General features: G+C 37.9%; 15 protein-coding genes. 11 read left to right on the top strand and 4 right to left on the bottom strand.

Annotated elements, in window-relative coordinates; translation table 11 throughout:
* Nucleotides 1-5 precede the first annotated feature (5 nt).
* The 3 genes from FD16_RS03810 (at nucleotide 6) to rlmH (ending at nucleotide 3,637) form a co-directional block, all read left to right on the top strand.
* Nucleotides 6-815 (top strand): MBL fold metallo-hydrolase, encoded by an 810-nt coding sequence (locus tag FD16_RS03810; RefSeq protein ID WP_010621017.1) that lies wholly within the window; start codon nucleotides 6-8, stop codon nucleotides 813-815.
* A gap of 82 nt (nucleotides 816-897) precedes the next feature.
* Complete coding sequence (locus FD16_RS03805; RefSeq protein ID WP_010621018.1) at nucleotides 898-2,190, top strand: S1C family serine protease; 1,293 nt, start codon at nucleotides 898-900, stop codon at nucleotides 2,188-2,190.
* Nucleotides 2,191-3,157: 967 nt separating this feature from the next.
* On the top strand, nucleotides 3,158-3,637 hold the full coding sequence (rlmH, locus tag FD16_RS03800) for a 23S rRNA (pseudouridine(1915)-N(3))-methyltransferase RlmH (RefSeq protein WP_010621019.1): 480 nt from the start codon (nucleotides 3,158-3,160) through the stop codon (nucleotides 3,635-3,637).
* A 106-nt stretch (nucleotides 3,638-3,743) separates the two neighbouring features.
* Here rlmH and FD16_RS03795 read toward each other — a convergent pair whose 3' ends face one another.
* On the bottom strand, nucleotides 3,744-4,661 hold the full coding sequence (locus tag FD16_RS03795) for a helix-turn-helix domain-containing protein (RefSeq protein ID WP_010621020.1): 918 nt from the start codon (nucleotides 4,659-4,661) through the stop codon (nucleotides 3,744-3,746).
* Nucleotides 4,662-4,850: 189 nt separating this feature from the next.
* On the opposite strand from FD16_RS03795, the gene FD16_RS03790 reads away from it, so the two are divergent.
* The 4 genes from FD16_RS03790 to FD16_RS03775 all read left to right on the top strand — a co-directional run bounded on the left by FD16_RS03790 (nucleotide 4,851) and on the right by FD16_RS03775 (nucleotide 10,656).
* Nucleotides 4,851-6,071 (top strand): MFS transporter, encoded by a 1,221-nt coding sequence (locus tag FD16_RS03790; protein WP_010621021.1) that lies wholly within the window; start codon nucleotides 4,851-4,853, stop codon nucleotides 6,069-6,071.
* A 41-nt stretch (nucleotides 6,072-6,112) separates the two neighbouring features.
* Complete coding sequence (locus tag FD16_RS03785; protein WP_010621022.1) at nucleotides 6,113-8,167, top strand: glycoside hydrolase family 31 protein; 2,055 nt, start codon at nucleotides 6,113-6,115, stop codon at nucleotides 8,165-8,167.
* Between the two features lie 401 nt (nucleotides 8,168-8,568).
* Nucleotides 8,569-9,843, top strand: a complete 1,275-nt coding sequence (locus FD16_RS03780) for a gluconate:H+ symporter (protein WP_010621023.1) — start codon at nucleotides 8,569-8,571, stop codon at nucleotides 9,841-9,843.
* 327 nt (nucleotides 9,844-10,170) lie between these two features.
* Entirely contained in the window at nucleotides 10,171-10,656 is a 486-nt protein-coding gene (locus FD16_RS03775; RefSeq protein ID WP_010621024.1) for a hypothetical protein, read from the top strand.
* Nucleotides 10,657-10,789: 133 nt separating this feature from the next.
* On the opposite strand, the gene FD16_RS03770 is transcribed toward FD16_RS03775, so the two are convergent.
* A complete protein-coding gene (locus tag FD16_RS03770) occupies nucleotides 10,790-11,230 on the bottom strand; it encodes an OsmC family protein (protein ID WP_010621025.1) in 441 nt (146 codons plus the stop codon).
* Nucleotides 11,231-11,480: 250 nt separating this feature from the next.
* Here FD16_RS03770 and FD16_RS03765 point away from each other — a divergent pair, with 250 nt between their 5' ends.
* A complete protein-coding gene (locus FD16_RS03765; RefSeq protein ID WP_010621026.1) occupies nucleotides 11,481-11,855 on the top strand; it encodes a hypothetical protein in 375 nt (124 codons plus the stop codon).
* A 125-nt stretch (nucleotides 11,856-11,980) separates the two neighbouring features.
* Nucleotides 11,981-12,301, top strand: a complete 321-nt coding sequence (locus tag FD16_RS03760; RefSeq protein WP_010621027.1) for a thiamine-binding protein — start codon at nucleotides 11,981-11,983, stop codon at nucleotides 12,299-12,301.
* Nucleotides 12,302-12,362: 61 nt separating this feature from the next.
* Here the strand turns inward: FD16_RS03760 and FD16_RS03755 are convergent, their stop codons facing one another.
* Nucleotides 12,363-12,548: a DUF6440 family protein gene (locus FD16_RS03755; RefSeq protein ID WP_010621028.1), complete on the bottom strand. Its 186-nt coding sequence runs from the start codon at nucleotides 12,546-12,548 to the stop codon at nucleotides 12,363-12,365.
* Nucleotides 12,549-12,769: 221 nt separating this feature from the next.
* Nucleotides 12,770-13,837 (bottom strand): helix-turn-helix transcriptional regulator, encoded by a 1,068-nt coding sequence (locus FD16_RS03750; protein ID WP_010621029.1) that lies wholly within the window; start codon nucleotides 13,835-13,837, stop codon nucleotides 12,770-12,772.
* A 188-nt stretch (nucleotides 13,838-14,025) separates the two neighbouring features.
* Between FD16_RS03750 and uidA the strand changes: the two genes are divergently transcribed.
* Both uidA and FD16_RS03740 read left to right on the top strand, forming a co-directional pair.
* Nucleotides 14,026-15,840 (top strand): beta-glucuronidase, encoded by a 1,815-nt coding sequence (uidA, locus tag FD16_RS03745; RefSeq protein WP_010621030.1) that lies wholly within the window; start codon nucleotides 14,026-14,028, stop codon nucleotides 15,838-15,840.
* 16 nt (nucleotides 15,841-15,856) lie between these two features.
* Complete coding sequence (locus FD16_RS03740; protein WP_010621031.1) at nucleotides 15,857-17,278, top strand: MFS transporter; 1,422 nt, start codon at nucleotides 15,857-15,859, stop codon at nucleotides 17,276-17,278.
* Nucleotides 17,279-17,412 lie beyond the last annotated feature (134 nt).

The following is a 17,412-nucleotide window of genomic DNA, read 5'->3' as shown; positions in this document are numbered from 1 at the left end:
TTATTTTGCAAACGATAGATGATCAATTACATTACAGTATTTTAGCCAGTGGTAGTACGGGCAACGTGACTTATTTAGAGACGCCTGAACACAAAATTTTGATTGATGCCGGATTAAGTGGCAAAAAGATCCAGGGATTAATGGAAAAGATTGGGCGTTCGTTGACCGATGTCGATGCACTCTTTGTGACGCATGAACATACCGACCATATCAAGGGTGTCGGTGTTTTGGCGCGCAAATATGGCATGAATGTGTATGCTAACCATGGCACATGGGACGCTATGAGTAGCAAAATCGGCAAGGTGCCAGTTGAACAACAACACATTCTCGAGCCTGGTAAAACGCTGAGCATGGGTGATATGGATGTAGAAAGTTTTGCGGTGTCACATGATGCAGCCGAACCACAATTTTACCAGGTTCACCATGATGGCAAAACATTCTGCGATCTGACGGATACTGGCTATGTTTCTGATCGTGTTGAACAGACTATTAAGGATGCCGATGCTTACTTAATCGAATGCAATCACGACATGGAAATGCTACGAATGGGGCCGTATGCATGGCCCCTCAAACAACGTATTTTGGGTGATGAGGGTCATTTATCTAATGAAGATGGCGCTAATACCATGATGAGCGTCATTGGCAATCAAACGAAGCAAATCTTTCTCGGCCACCGCAGTCAGGAAAATAATATGCGCTCACTGGCTCATTTAACCGTCACAACCATGATGGAACAGCATGACTTCGGGGTAGATCACGATTTTCATTTGCATGACACCGAACCTGATGCACCAACCAAGTTATATACGCTATAATCAATATTGAGTAAGTTCATAAATTTTTCACAAAAATTATGTATGATTAACATATATGAATAATCAAGGGGAGCGTTGTGTGATGGATAATAATCAGCAGAATCAACCCAAGAAAAATGGGCGTTTTACTTTATGGTGGAAAGTTGCGGTTGTTGCGTTAATCGCTGGGTTAATTGGTGGTGGCTTGGCATACGGAGCCGGTTATTTAATTAATAACGGTTACGCAGGTAGTACCAGTTCGACATCAGTACCAAAGGGATCCAGCAAGGCTGGCGGGACCAAGGTTAACCAAAGTAAGGTGACGGGGACAAGTCAGTCAACGAAGGCGTTCAACACGGTTAAGGCCTCAGTTGTCTCGGTGGTCAACTTAACTAATCAGTCAAGCAGTACAGATGGATTAGGTATCTATGGTGCGAATACCAACAGCTCCAGCTCGTCGTCATCTAATAGCTCACTTCAGGCTCAAAGTGAAGGTTCTGGTGTGATTTATAAGAAGGACGGCAACACTGCCTATATCGTGACCAACAATCACGTGGTGTCCGGTTCTTCTGCACTGGAAGTTATCTTGAGCAACGGTAAGAAGCTAGATGCTTCAATCGTTGGTACTGATGCAACGACCGATTTAGCGGTAATCAAGATTAATTCATCACAAGTCACAACGGTTGCCAGCTTTGGTAACTCAAATGAAATTGAGGCAGGGCAAGACGTTTTGGCAATTGGCTCACCATTGGGATCTGAGTACGCTACTTCAGTGACTAAGGGGATTATTTCGGCTAAGAAGCGGACCGTTCAAGTTCAGGACAATAGCGGCAATACCACTGGTAATGCCACGGTTATTCAAACGGATGCAGCTATCAACCCTGGTAACTCGGGTGGACCATTAGTCAACATGGCTGGTCAGGTCGTTGGAATTAACTCAATGAAGCTATCCAGTGATGATGAAGGAACCGACGTTGAAGGTATGGGCTTCTCGATTCCAAGTAATGAAGTGGTTAGCGTAATTAACCAGCTAGTTAAAAATGGTAAAATCACTCGCCCCGCATTGGGAATTGAATTAGTGGGTCTGGACAATATCTCAGCTTCACAACAAAAATCAGTTCTTAAATTACCAACTAGTGTGACGAAGGGTGTTGTGATCATGAAGATCCTCTCTCCATCATCCGCTGGTAATGCTGGTTTAAAGAAGTATGATGTGATCACAGAAATGGATGGCACGAAGATTACGTCAGAAGCAACGCTGAAAGACGTGCTATACAAGCACAAGGTCGGCGATACGGTTTCGGTTAAGTACTATCGTGACGGTCAGTTGAAGACTGGATCGATCAAGCTGAGTGAATCGACCTCGGCGTTGGATAGTGATAGTAGTTCGGAATAAATAGAGTGAAAAATGGGGCGTTATGACCCCAGCAGATAAGACGAAAAAGCGGAAATCCTTCGTGAACTTTGAAGGAATTCCGCTTTTTTGACTTATCTGACCGGGGTCAGCCCCATTTTGCACGTTTCGGCTATAAAAATACAAAGATCATCCGCAAAAAAATCACCAAAAACCCAACCAATATTTGTACAAAATAACCGATGTCAAACCACCTAACAGCTCCTATAATAATTACCATACAAAAGCAATTTCAATTCATCCAATCAACATAAATCAATAGTGTGGGTACCGGCGATAGTTAAACCAAAATGGTGAGATGATGTTGGTGGATGGTTGAAACAGCTGACAAAAGAGATAGTTCAGAATGCTAATGATGGTTCTGGGCTTTTTTGTTTGGTCATTTTTTTAAATATGGGGAATCTATGAGTGAGATAGACGGTCTATGTATAAACGTTAATTTATTCTGGATGCATAAAATGATGTTAGTTTATTGAAAAAACGAACCTTCGTTTTCAACGTTCGGGTTTAATTCGATTTAAAAGGTAATAGTAGGATAATTTACGAACAAATAGCTATTTAAGAAAAGATTAAGTTCATGTGGGAAAAAGCAAGGGTAACGTGAGAAAATTTTAATTGTGGAAAACTTGGTGGATAATATTTGTTATACTAATTTGTAAAGATGAAAAACCGTTAAACGGGCGTTTGTTGGCGTTGAAAAGTTATCCACAGGCAAGATGGTAATTTGTGGATAACTTATGAGATTGTAATATTACAGTGCATAAACGTTGATATATCAACGTTATACATATGCCGTATCGAACGAATGTTTCTGTGTAAAACTGTGGATAAAAAAATTTAATAAATTTCTCAAAAATTAGCTGTGGAGAAAAAATGGGCGAAAATATGTTCGTAATTACCCACAGCCTGTGGAAAACTCTGTGGATAACTTGTTGAAAGGTCGGTAGTTATGAACATCAAAATCATTGGCGTAGGAAAACTCAAGGAGAAGTATTTTAAAGCAGGAATTAGTGAATATGCAAAACGCTTGAGTCGGTTTTGTAAATTTGAAATTGTGGAGGTGCCAGATGAAAAAGCTCCGGAATCTCTGAGTCAAGCCGAAATGGATGAAGTGATGGCTAAAGAAGGAGAACGAATTTTGGCCAAGATTAAAGATCGTGAATATGTCTATGCCCTTGCCATTAAGGGTAAAGAACGGTCATCCGAAGAATTTGCGGCTGAACTTCAACAGTTAACTACCTATGGTCATTCTGATATCACGTTCGTGATTGGTGGTTCATTGGGATTAACACCCACAGTTTTGAAACGTGCTGATACACAAATCTCATTTGGTCGTTTTACGTTGCCACATCAGCTGATGAGATTGGTGCTGACTGAGCAAGTTTATCGGGCTTTTATGATTAATGAGGGTAGTCCATATCATAAGTGATGCGGTTTTTACCGCAGATAATTAAGTTACGGTTGCATTTGAGATGTTTGTTACTCTATTGAAGTTTTTATCCATAAAGTAAAAGGACGTCATTGTAAATAAATAATTATGTACTTTTACTATTGTTTTTTTTAAGCTCTACTTTAATTCTTTCAGGTACTGGTATTTCAGGATCATATGATGGTGAATTTATAAATTTACTTTTGAAAAGCTGTCGATATTTTTCTGGTGTAATACCAACCCTTTTTTTGAAAGTGCGTGAAAAGTTTCTTTTATCTTTGAAAAATGAATTTTTTGATACTTCTGATATTGGAATACCTGAGGATATTAAGAGATTTTCTGCTCTCTTTATTTTTTGAGTTATTACATATTGATACAAAGACGTATGGTGTTTATCTTTGAAAAGTCTATTTAAATAGACAGAATTGAAGTTGAATGCTAATCCAATGTCGGCAACGGTGTCTATTTCATCCAAATGTGCGTCAATCCAAACATCTATATTCTCAATAGATTTATCTAAGCTTCTGCTATGAATACTAGCTTGTCTAAAATCTTCTCCTAGCTGCATAAGTAGTTGTGTAACTTGAAGATCGATTGATAACCCCTTTTTCTTTTGAGCCGAGTCTAGAATTTCATATGCAATGACTAGCAGCGGATCTGAATCATACATTATTCCGTGTTGAGGTATCAATGATGAATAATAGTCAGAATTATCTATATTTTCTACTTCTTTCACATCTTCTCTTGGGAAAAAATGAATCCACAGCATTCTAGTCCCAACTGGTGATTCTTTATATCCTTCCATGTTTTTATATGGCGGTACTAGGAAATAACTATTTTTGTGTATTTCGTATTCTTGTCCTTCAATATTTAAATAAATTACACCGTCTAATACAAAAATAATTTCCCAATTTCCTTGTTGATACATATGTTTATGTTGCCAATTTGAAGAAATATCCAGGTATCCTGAGACATAGAACATTGGTAACTTTGATAAATTAAACAAATATAGTTTATTTTCCAAAATGTTTGTTCTCCTCTGCATAAGTTTATTTTCGCTACTTTTCTTATAATTATAGCCATTATGTCAATGATTGGAACTAGTTACAATGTATTTGTAAACGTTTACAAGTGATTTTGTAACTAATTTTTGTCTTTTTGTACTTATGGAATATAGGCAATTTTATAGATGTATCTTAGGAGGAAGAACAAAATGGCTGCTAATTCTGGTAGAAACATATCTAGTTTCTTGTTTAAGGCCTCAATTTTATGTATTTCAATTGATACAAGTGCTGCTGGTATCATTTCTGGTGCAATTCCAGCAGTGGAAGCTGATTTTTCGAATGTTCCATCATCATTGGTAGAATCAATCAGTACTTTACCAAGTTTAGCTATTCTTATTTTTATTGCACTTAGTCCGTTATTAACTGGAAAATTGGGATATAAGAAAGTGGCCTTAATTGGGCTGGCTATTTCATTTATTGCAGGTGTAATGCCGTTTTTTGCCACTAATATTTACATGGTGTTAGTTTGTCGATTCTTTTTTGGAGCTGGTATTGGGTTACTGAACCCAATGGCATTTAGTATTGTTTCTTATTTCTATGTTGGTAATGAGCGTGCACAGATGCTTGGACTAATTGGTACTGTTTCAAGTTTATCAAGTACTCTTCTGACTATGCTAGCAGGTGTACTTTTAAAAATTAGCTGGCGTGCTAGCTTTTTGAGCTATTCCATCATCTTGATTATTTTCTTCCTGGTTATGATTATTTTACCTGAAATGGATATTAGTTCTAATACTTCTAATGAATCTATTTGGACTCGATTAGGTAAGCTCAGCAAGAGAGTATATTTGTTCTTCGCGTACTATGCAGTTTTACAACTTATGTTGGAGGGCATGATTGTTAAATATGGTCTTTTAATAACTGGAAAGGGCTTTGGTAGTGCCACGAGTGCTAGCTTTGTCATGAGCTTTATGTCAATAACAGGTATGATCGTCGGAATAATTTTTGCTCCTGTGTTTAAAGTGCTTAAAAATTCCTTATTACCAATTGCAATTGCTGCAATGAGTGCTGCACTGATTGGTATGTCATTTACCAATAGTTTGATGGTATCTGCCATATTATTAATTATCGTTACAGCTGCATTTACATTTGCTCCAGCATTTCTCTACTATCAGATCGCAGAAGTTGCTCCTAAGTCATTAGTAAATTTCTGTAATTCAGTCATGCTTATTTTCGTTAACGTTAGTGTGTTTTTAACACCTTACATTTATAGCGGTATTGCAAAGATTTCTGGTAATGCATCTCCAAGTGCTGCCTTGGTGGCTGCTGGTGTAATTGGTATTGTGTTATTGATATTGGTTCTTGCTGTTATGAAATTTGCACCACGTAAACAGCAGATCAAGGATGATTCTCAAGAAGTAGAAAACAAATAAACTAAGCAATAGAAAATTGACTTGTAGTTGGAGGCGTAAACTTGTTATATAAAAAAGATGGATCTCTTTATATCAAAGAGAATGGTTCAACCATGATTATTCAACCATGGGGAGAAAATAGTTTTCGAGTGAGAAATACAAAGTATTCTGAATTCACTGATTTAAATAATGCTTTAACAATGCCAGTGGCTGAAAACTATAATGCTAGTATTGAAATAAGTTCTAGCAAGCGTTCTGGTAAGATTACAAACGGCAATATAACTGCAGAGATAAACTATTATGGTGATCTTTCTTTCTATAATGAAAATGGAGAGACATTACTGAAAGGTTGGCAAAGGACTCGTACGGATTATCCTGATCCTGCAAGTGATGATATCGCTCCTAAAAGATTTAAAAGTTCCTTGGACCTTGATTGGTGTAGCCTTCAGGGAAATCCAGGTGGAGATTTTAAACTGAACGTAAGATTTGAAGCTAATAAGGACGAAAAAATATTTGGTATGGGTCAATATCAGGAAGATTACATTGACTTAAAGGGATCTAAACTTGAACTGGCATTGCGAAATTCTCAGGCATCTGTTCCATTTTATATTTCAAATAAAGGTTATGGTTTTTTGTGGAATAATCCTGCGGTTGGGGCAGTTAGTTTTGCTAAAAATATAACTGAGTGGACATCCTACGCAACTAAAGAAATGGATTTTTGGATTACCAGTGGGGACAGCCCGGCGTCTATAGAAGAACAATATGCTAAAGTTGCAGGAACTGTGCCGATGATGCCAGATTATGCAATGGGTTATTGGCAATGCAAGCTTCGTTATCAAACACAAGACGAATTATTGGAAGCGGCACATGAGTTTAAAAAACGTAATCTACCAATAAGTGTTATTGTGATCGATTTTTTCCATTGGCCAAAATCAGGTGAGTTTAAATTTGATGAAAAGTATTGGCCTGATCCAAATAAAATGGCCGATGAGTTGCACAAGATGGGTATTAAATTGATGGTTTCAGTTTGGCCTACAGTTGATGAAACAAGCAGTCATTACAAAGAAATGGCCGATAATGGTTATTTAGTTAAAACTGATCGTGGAGTCGAAATCACAATGAATTTCTTGGGTAATAATGGATTTGTTGATTTTACTAATCCAGATGCACAAAACTATGTATGGAAATTATTGAAGAAAAATTATTACGATAAGGGTGTCGATCTTTTTTGGCTGGATGAAGCCGAACCTGAATATTCTGCTTACGATTTTGATAATTATAGGTATCAAAATGGTAGTGTACTTGAAGTTGGAAATTTGTATCCAGTTGGGTATGCTAAAACCATATTTGACGGTTTAAAGACTGAAGGTAAAACAAATATAATTAGTCTGGTCAGAAGTGCCTGGGCTGGTAGCCAAAAATATGGTGCACTGGTCTGGTCTGGCGATATTGATTCCAGTTTTGAATCTATGCGGAGACAATTAGCAATTGGGCTAAATATGGGGATTGCGGGAATTCCTTGGTGGACAACAGATATTGGTGGATTTACTGGTGGAAACATTAATGATCCAGTATTTAAGCAATTGGTTGTTAGATGGACTCAATTTGCGACTTTTTGTCCAGTTATGAGGATGCATGGATCCAGAGATCCGTTTTCTGATCCTTTAAGTGACCACGGGGGCGGAAAAATGGGTACTGGTGCACCAACTGAACCGTGGGCATATGGTGAAAAAGCATATGCCATAATTACAAAATATATGCATCTTCGAGAAAATTTACGTGATTATATTAAAATACAGATGGCAAATGCTCATGATAAGGGAACTCCTGTAATTAGACCATTATTTTATGATTTTAGTAATGATAATAATTCTTGGAATATTGAAGATGAATATATGTTTGGTGACAGTGTTCTTATTTCACCTATTCTATACGAAGATGAAAATTTACGTAATGTGTATTTACCAGAAGGAACAAGATGGACTAATGCATATACTGGTGAAGTAATAAATGGAGGCCAGAATATTAGTGTTAGTGCGCCACTTGATCAAATTCCTATTTTTGTTAGATCGGATAGATATGATCAATTAAATAATGCATTTGATGCTATTAGGTAATTTTTGAAATAGTGTTATGCCAATGAACCCGTGCTAATCTGAGTAATATAATCGATTTAGTAAGTTCAATTTCCTAGAATGTGATTAAATCGATACAGTTTATTGGCAGTAATCTCTCTGTACATATGTATGGAGAGATTTTTTAATTAATATATCTATTTTTAAAACTGATATGCTAGAATTACCAATTTAAACAATTAATTTAAAAAATTTGTCCGTACATCTTTTAAGATAATATCTCTTTATATATACATATTTATCTGATAAAAAAACATAAATACATAATAATGTTATTTTTATCTGACTTGTCATTGACTATTTAAAGCGTTTACATTAGGCTTTAAATAGCAAACAGATATACTAGTTTTCTGCAAGCTAATATTGTTTTTGGAGGTCTTTTTTTGGGAGCAGATTTATTGGCCCTTTTGTGGGTCTTTATTGGTATCTTACTTTTAGTTTTCTTAATTGTTAAAACTAAAGTTCATAACATTATTGCGCTGTTAATTTCTGGATTATTCATTGCGTTTGCTGAAGGTATGCCGTTAACAAAAATTGGTACTACGATTGAGTCTGGTGTTGGCAGTGTTATGTCATCACTGGTTTTAATTGTGATATTTGGTGCTATTGTTGGTAAGTTAATGACTGAGTCTGGAGCTTCACAACAAATTGCCGATACAATTGTCAATGCGATGGGTCGAAAACTTTTGCCGTTTGCGTTGCTACTCATTGGTATGATTTTCGGGATGGCAATGTTCTATGAGGTTGCTTTTTTGATATTGATGCCGTTAGTAATAAGTATTGCTAAAGAAGCAAAAATTTCGTACATGAAATTGGTTATTCCTACAATTGCTGGTGCAACTATGGGACACAGTATTTTTCCACCCCAACCTGGCCCAATGGCATTAGTCACCGCATTTCACGCAGATATGGCACAGGTCTATGTTCTTGGTTTTATCGTAATAATTCCTACCATTATTTGCTCAGGTGTTTTAATTCAACGTTTTATTCCTGGTTTGGACAAGATGCCATTAGGCGATGTTCTAAAACCAGCTCAAAAAAGGGATAAATCTGAATTGCCAAGTTTTGGTGCAAGTATTATTGTGCCATTATTGCCTGCTATTTTAATTGTGTGTTCAGCAATTGTTAAATCCTTGGCACCAAAGAATACTTGGTTATTCAAATTTGCTACATTTTTAGGCGGCGCTGAAATCAGTATGTTAGTTACTGTTATTGTGGCTATGATTCTATTCGGTTATCGTCGTGGTATGAATGGTACTGAAATCACTAATCATATGACTAGTGCTATTGAAGGTATTTCTAACGTCATCATGGTTATTGCTGCTGGTGGTGTTATGAAGCAAGTTATTATTGATAGTGGTATTGGTGATAAGATTGTTGACTTAGTTGGTCATTCAAGTATTTCTCCATTTATCCTTGCATGGGTTATCACAGTTTTAATTCGTTTAATGACTGGTCAAGGGGCCGTTTCAGCCATCACTGCTGCTGGTATCGTTGCACCAATGGTTGTAGCATTTCATGTTAATCCAGCATTGATGATGCTTGCGTGTGCCTGTGGTAGTAACACAACTACTCTTATGTATGATGGTGGATTTATTTTGTATCAACAATCATTTGGTATTTCTTTGAAAGACACCTTAAGACTTGGGGAGTACTAGAATTCGTTAACTCATTTGTTGGGTTATTAATGGTGCTACTCCTTAGTTTATTTGTACATTGATTTAAAAACGAATTATAGGCTAAGGACATTAAATTTATTTAATTAATCATAGTGAACTACAATGCATATTGTTTAAGAGCTAATTCTGAAAATGTTATACTGAGGTCAAAATTATGACAAAGGAATGATTATATGGATTATCGTTATCCTGTTAGGTGCGGACTCACTTAAGTTGTGACAGGAGGATACTGAATTTGTTAGATGATTTAATATCACATTACACAACCAATCATCGTATTTAAGCAGGTTCAGTCTAGACACAGCAATGAGTCGAAGTTACCAAAAACACCCGTTTTTAAAGGACCATAATGGTCAAATGCGTAAAGTTGCCAACCGTAGATTTCGCCATTTTATGAATCAGGGAAAGTTTGACAATTTTAAATTGCGTCCCAATCAATATCGGTTTTTGAGCGGTCTCGATCAGTATGATGTTTCTGATTGGACGTTTTACTGTTCTAGATCTTGTGTATTACGCGAGATCGAAGAAAAGCGTCGGGAAATTAAACGATATGACGGTCAAACCAAGTTCACGGTTGAAGCCAATTATCGTTGGGAACTCATGGTAAAGGAAGACCTTAGTTGGATTGATGAATTGAATTCACCAAATGATGTAGTTTGGAAAAATTTAATGGAATGTCGCAAGGTTTATTATCCAAAACATGAGGTTGATTTACTTGAAGGGGAACTGAGTTTTGCTGATTGGAAAAATAAGCAGCTCAGAAATTGGTCCGTTTGGTACTATTGGAAATAGATTTTTTGTTAGTGGTAAAGCGTTAGTTTCGTCTAGATACTTGATCTTAGTTATTGAATATCAAAAAAAACGCACCTGATTCAAACATCGTTGCAATAACGATACCTGAATCAGATGCGTTTTTGTTGTGATCCTATTCACCATAAGTTGGTTCGTCAGTAAAATCGTCCACAAGCTTGAAGGATACATTTTCGTTTTCTTTCAATAACTTAGCCACTGGGCATTCGTTCAATGCTTGGTCAATGATTGCCTGTGCTTCAGTTTCTGTATGCTCAGGCATGCGAATTTGTGCCTCAACAACGAACTTGTAGCCGATGTCATCTTTTTCAATATCTACTCTAGTCCGTAGCTGTGAATCTGCAGCAGTGTGTTCTCTATTTTCAACGATGCGAATAGTGGCGTTAAAACAGGTTGATAGTGCAAAAGCGATGAACTGTTCTGGGTTAGTTCCTGGATCATCAATCAATGAGCTTGATACCCCGAGTGCTAATCCTTCGTTACCTTCAACAAAACTAGTGCCAGTTAAGCCGTTATGGTTCTGAACATACGTATGATACAGCGATTTTTCAGTCATGATGAAGCCTCCTACTCCTTTAGTTACGCACAGTGTAGCAGAGTTAGTCTGAAAAGTCTGGAATGGACACTCGGTTTTAGAAAGTGTCGGAACAGTGGTTGTTAAGAATGAAATTAAGATTGATTTCAAACGGTAACTAGACAAAGTAAATCTAAGTGATAAAGTTAAGTAACTAAATAAAAAGTAACGAACAACTGTATTATTAACTACGAAATTTAGTTCATAGGATGAAATTGGGAGTGAATTCTAAATGGCTAAACCACTGTACATTGAAAAAGATGTTTTTGAAGAAAATAAAGAATATTCTAGAGAAGAAATTGTGTTTGTTTTACATATCACTGTTCATGCCTTTAATCGTGATCTCTTACCACAACTATTTGATACCAGTTCGCCGGACCTTTTCAAAGGTGAAGATATCAATAACGCAGTTGAAAAATTTGATCGGTATCAGTTCGACAGTAATTTAAAAATAGACATTAAATCAGCAAGTGAAGCAGAATTTTCAAGCAATTACTATACTAGTATTGAAGACGCGAAGCACGCAATGGCTGATGGCAATGAAGATTATTTAAATAAGTTGTATAAGAATTACTGCGCTCATCAAAAGGGAGCTTCTCAAATTTGAGAGGCTCCTTTGTCGTCAAAAAAGTTTCACGTGAAACTTTCAAAAATTCATTGTTTAAATAACTAAAGCAACGTACAATTAAGCTAATTATTTTACTATAAGTTGACTCAAGAGGAGATACTAATATGGCAAACGCAGTGATGGCAATTCAAGTTTTACCCGAAGCAGATTCAACTAAAGAGATGTTAAGACTAGTAGATGTTGCAATTGCAGAGATCGATGCAAGCAACCTTTCGTACGAAGTTGGGGCATTTGAAACAACTGTTGAAGGCGACCTAGATGATCTCATCAAGTTACTCAACAAGATTCAAATTTCAGTCACAAAAAGCGGTGCACCCAGAATTAGTAACTACATTAAGTTGTCATATGCGCCTGAGAAACATATTTTGACGACTGATGAAAAACTAGCTAAGTATCGAGCACATAATGAAGAACAACAAGGATAGTGAATAAGCACTATTAAAAAGCCTCCCAATAATTTGGAAGGCTTTTAATTTTGAAATTTTATTAATCGAAATCAGTTAAATCTACAACCGGTTTACCATCCTCATCCAACAGAGGAGTTAGCCCACCACTGTAGCTCTCTTCGTGCCATAAATAGTGAACTCCAGTCTGTTTATCAACAAGTATTTTAGTGCTAGACAACGTTCCTTCTGAAACAATCACTGCAAAACGTTTATCCTTTTTAGCCATAATAACCTCCAGCTATTTTTGAGAAATGTTACTGGAAGACTGTGTCGTTGTCAACTTGAAAAGTAAATAGAGGATGGAACAATAATTAGATTTATCTAGTCTAAGCGTGCAACAAGTGACTGCTCCCGGCCATATAAGGTATTCAAGGTCAAAATCCAAATTCGTGATTTTAACCTTGAATACCTTATATTCTGGAAGCAAATCGTAATTTGTTGCACTTTTTAGTTTAAACGCGCATATTTCCGTGGCGATGTGCCGGTATATTTTTTAAAAATCCGATTAAAGTAAGTGACGTTATTGAACCCCGATGAAATTGCGATTTCTGAAATTGTAAAATCACCATCGCGCAACTTAGCTTGGGCCACCTTAATGCGGTAGTGGTTGATGAATGAAAATAATGTTTCACCGGTGTCTTTTTTGAAGCGGTGCGAGAGGTAAGTGGGACTGGTGTGTACTGCTTGAGCAATATCTGTTAGCTGCAATTCTTCTTGAAAATTCAACATAATATATTCAATGGCAGCAGCGACACGCATATTGTATTGTTTATTTCTTTTCGCAATGACCAGGTCACAGTAGCGAAACGGCATTTCGTTAATTAGTTTAATTGCTTCATCAATTGATGCCAGCTTTTCAATTTGAAGTGCATATTTTGATGACAACTTATCAATCAGCAATTTACTAGCCGATCCTCGTTCTGCCGCAAGTCTGCAAAGGGTATTGTACACAAAAATGATATTCTTAGCAGCTCGTAGTTCCCGACTAGGGATTCGATTAAGAAATGGATGCATATTTTGAATCGTTGAATTAACTATCTGGGTTAACTGGCTTTGATCACCGTTAGCAATGGCATCCATGAGTTGATTTTGAGCCACATAAATACTAAGCACTTGGCTGGCTTCACCGGCTTCTTCTTCGGTCATCTCATCACTTGTATCAATTTGAGGAATATATGCCTGTTGGTCGTGAAGATGAATCTCAACGGGACCAGTTTTACCCAAATTAATCATGATTCGGGGAAGCGCATCGCTCAGTTGCTGATAGGGTCCGGCGATTAGATAACCCAATAAATCTTCGTGCCAAATACCCACGGCTAAGTATATTCCTGAGCCGTCTTGTGCTCGACAACAATCTCCTGGATCCAACGGTAATGTGTGAAAGCCAGGGACGGTTTGTTTGGCGTCTGGACTCTCATACAACGGTTCGAGGTGGAGAGAGCACAGCCTAACTGGTACACCACTGATTGTGTTAAGAGAAATGGCTAGTGATTTATAGTCCAAAATTGAAATCATAAACGGTCGCTCCAGTCCGTGAAATCGTATTACATCACGATTGACAATTAAAATGACGAAAAAAGCAAAAGAAAGCAAAATAGTATAAATTACAGAAAAATAGTTAAATATCGCTCCAAATAAATATACTAACATACAAGTAAGCGTTTACAAGATAAAGGCTAAAAAACTTATAGGAGTGATTTATGATGTTATTTCCAACTTCAACTGCAACACGTACGGTTACAAGTCTAAATGGTATTTGGAATTTTGACCTGCAGCAACCTGGTCGTGAGAATAATCCGCAAACAAAGCTCAGTACAGATAAGGTGATGGCGGTACCGGCTTCGTTCAACGATCAAACAGTTGATGAAGATATCCGTGAGCATAGTGGTTATGTATGGTATGAGCGTGAATTCGAAATTCCCGCAATTTTGACAGATCAACGCCTAACCCTACATTTTGGTTCTGCAACCCATGAAGCCTGGGTTTATGTCAACGGTGATCTAATCGGACATCACAAGGGTGGCTTTACTCCGTTTGATTTGCCAATTAATGATGTCGTTGAAGCCGGTACTAACCGTGTTTCAGTTAAATTAAGTAATCTTTTAGACCAAACAACGTTGCCAGTTGGTAATTACAGCGAAACTAAAGATGAAAATGGCAATATTGTGCATCACGTTGACGAAAACTTCGACTTCTTCAACTATGCTGGCTTGCACCGTAATGTTGAATTAGTGGCAACTCCCTGGACATACATCAACGACATTATCATTAATCCTGATGTTAATTTGGACGAAGAAATTGCAGACGTGAACATTGCAGTTTCTGTCAGTGATGACTATGACGAGATCAAAATCAAGATTAAAGATGAAGATGGCCAAACGGTTGGTGAAGCATCAGACGCTGACAGTGTCATTTCATTGAGCAATGTACACTTGTGGCAACCACTGGGTGCTTACCTGTACGATGCTGAAATTACGATTATCAAGGATGGCAATACGGTTGATACTTACACAGAACCATTCGGAATCAGAACCGTTGAGGCTAAAGATGGACAATTCTTGATCAATGGTAAGCCATTTTATTTTAAGGGGTTTGGTAAGCACGAGGATACCTACGTTAACGGTAAAGGAATCAACGAAGCTTACAATGTTTTGGATTTGAACCTGCTTAAGCAAATGGGTGCTAACTCGTTCCGAACATCACATTACCCGTACTCTGAAGAAATGATGCGCCTTTGTGATCGCGAAGGAATTGTGGTGATTGATGAAACACCAGCAGTAGGGCTGATGCCAGCGTTCAACTTTGATATTTCTGGAGCCATGGCAAGCGCTGATAAGAAGAACCCGTTCTGGCACGATATCGACACTCAAGAAGCACATAAACAAGTGATTGAAGAAATGATTTCTCGGGATAAGAACCACGCTTGTGTTGTCATTTGGTCAATTGCTAACGAACCAGCAACATTCCTTGATGGATCATATGAATATTTTGCTCCAATGTTTGAATTAGCTAGAAAACTTGATCCACAAAAACGCCCTTGCACATTTGTGAACATCATGTTATCGACGGCGGGTAAGGACAGATGTACTGACCTTGTCGACATTCTGGCACTTAATCGCTATTACGGCTGGTACATTAATACTGGTGACCTCAAGACCGCCGCAAAGGACCAGGAAGCAGAATTACGAGCTTGGCAAGAACTGTATCCGGATAAGCCAATCATGTTTACCGAATTTGGCGCAGATACTGTTGCCGGGATGCATAGCGCCTATAACGAGCCATTCTCTGAAGAATATCAGGTCAACTACTACAAGATGAATGCTGAAGTGTTTGATAAGATCGATAACTTTGTCGGTGAACAACTATGGAACTTTGCCGATTTCCAAACTAAATTTGGAATTCAACGTGTTCAAGGAAACAAGAAGGGAATCTTCACTCGTTCACGTGAACCTAAGGCAGCAGCTATCTGGCTCAGCCAACGCTGGAACAGTATTCCTAACTTCAACTACAAGAAGTAATATCGGAGGATAGAAAATGGATACGAATAGCAAAGCACAAGCTAACGGACAAACTACCATAAGTAACATACCGTTTACCACCAAAGATAAAGTCGGTTACATGTTTGGAGACATTGGTAACAACTTTACCTTTGCCACTGTCACATCTTTCTTAATGATTTTTTACACTAACGTTTTGGGCATTTCAGCCGCCATTGTCGGGATATTGTTTCTGGTGGCACGAATTATTGATGCGTTTGCCGATCTAACTGTTGGTCGACTAGTCGATAACGGACCATTGCTAGAAGAAGGACGTTTCCGCCCGTGGATCAGAAGAATGAAATATCCACTTCTGCTCCTTTCGATTTTATTGTTCCTACCATGGATTAAAGACTTACCAATGGGTGTTAAAACGGTCTACATTTTTCTCACCTACATTGTCTGGGGCATCTTATATTCAACTGTCAACATCCCCTATGGTTCAATGGCCTCGGCCATTTCATCGAGTCCATCGGAAAAAACGAGTCTCTCGACATTTCGTAGTATCGGTGCCGGATTAGGTGGCGCTACCGTTAGTCTGTTAGTACCAATGTTCATGTACAGTAAGGGTTCACACCAGATTTCGGCCATGAGAATGTTTATCATTGTTGCAATCTGTGCGACTGCCGGGTTTGTTGCATATATTATCCTGTATCGGCTGTCGGTTGAACGAGTTCGGACTAACAAAGCTGAAAAGGTGCCACTATCAACAGTTGTCAAAAAGTTAGGTCAGGATAAAGCGTTAATCGCACTGGCGTTGGTTGATTTGTTGATGTGTATTGGTCTGTTCTCTAACAACGCCTTTATCCCATACCTGTTTAACGATTACTTCCAAAACAAAACGGCGATGTCAATTGCACTGATTTGTGGCACGATTGTCATCTTGATCCTGGCACCATTTTCAAAGAAATTGTATGAACGTTTTGGCAGAAAAGAAGTAACGGTGGCGTTCCTATCGTTTGGGTTTGTGATGTTTGCAATCCTATTCTTTTTGCACACCCGTAACGTTGTTCTGTTCTTAATCGTGACATTCTTGGCTAACTTAGGTTTGGGAATGTTTAACATGATGGTTTGGGCATTTATCACCGATGTTATCGATAATGAACAAGTTCAAACCGGTATTCGTGAAGATGGGGTTGTGTACGGTGTGAACTCGTTTGTTCGGAAAGTATCACAAGCAATTGCCGGCGGAATGGCAGGATTTATACTAACGTTTATTGGCTATCAAGCTTCCACAACTGGTGGAGCCGTTCAGTCTGAAACAGTGATTAATCATATCTATCAGGTTGCCGTAGGTGTTCCCGCTGTCAGTTACGGTCTTGCTCTAGCTTGCCTGTTCTTCTTCTATCCATTGAACAAGAAGAAAGTGTTGGACAACGCTGCATACTTGAAGAAAGTTGCTAATGAACAAGCAGAATAATCGTTGCCAGTTAAGGTTTCACTCTAAAGGTGGTGGTGATGAATTGGTGCAATACCAATCACTGTTGGGCACCATACTTCCTAATGAATAAATACAATATAACAAGCACCGCAAATGGACATCAAGCCGCTTTG

The sequence above is a fragment of the Paucilactobacillus suebicus DSM 5007 = KCTC 3549 genome (genome assembly GCF_001434475.1).
GTDB classification, from domain to species: domain Bacteria; phylum Bacillota; class Bacilli; order Lactobacillales; family Lactobacillaceae; genus Paucilactobacillus; species Paucilactobacillus suebicus.
This window is presented reverse-complemented; position numbering and strand designations above follow the sequence as displayed.

Excerpts from the sequence above, each read along its gene's own strand:
- FD16_RS03790 (WP_010621021.1), top strand. The coding sequence starts at position 4,851 with ATGGCTGCTAATTCTGGTAGAAACATATCTAGTTTCTTGTTTAAGGCC.
- FD16_RS03775 (WP_010621024.1), top strand. The coding sequence starts at position 10,171 with ATGAGTCGAAGTTACCAAAAACACCCGTTTTTAAAGGACCATAATGGT.
- FD16_RS03755 (WP_010621028.1), bottom strand. The coding sequence starts at position 12,548 with ATGGCTAAAAAGGATAAACGTTTTGCAGTGATTGTTTCAGAAGGAACG.
- FD16_RS03770 (WP_010621025.1), bottom strand. The coding sequence starts at position 11,230 with ATGACTGAAAAATCGCTGTATCATACGTATGTTCAGAACCATAACGGC.
- FD16_RS03760 (WP_010621027.1), top strand. The coding sequence starts at position 11,981 with ATGGCAAACGCAGTGATGGCAATTCAAGTTTTACCCGAAGCAGATTCA.
- FD16_RS03765 (WP_010621026.1), top strand. The coding sequence starts at position 11,481 with ATGGCTAAACCACTGTACATTGAAAAAGATGTTTTTGAAGAAAATAAA.
- rlmH (WP_010621019.1), top strand. The coding sequence starts at position 3,158 with ATGAACATCAAAATCATTGGCGTAGGAAAACTCAAGGAGAAGTATTTT.
- uidA (WP_010621030.1), top strand. The coding sequence starts at position 14,026 with ATGTTATTTCCAACTTCAACTGCAACACGTACGGTTACAAGTCTAAAT.
- FD16_RS03805 (WP_010621018.1), top strand. The coding sequence starts at position 898 with ATGGATAATAATCAGCAGAATCAACCCAAGAAAAATGGGCGTTTTACT.
- FD16_RS03740 (WP_010621031.1), top strand. The coding sequence starts at position 15,857 with ATGGATACGAATAGCAAAGCACAAGCTAACGGACAAACTACCATAAGT.
- FD16_RS03750 (WP_010621029.1), bottom strand. The coding sequence starts at position 13,837 with ATGATTTCAATTTTGGACTATAAATCACTAGCCATTTCTCTTAACACA.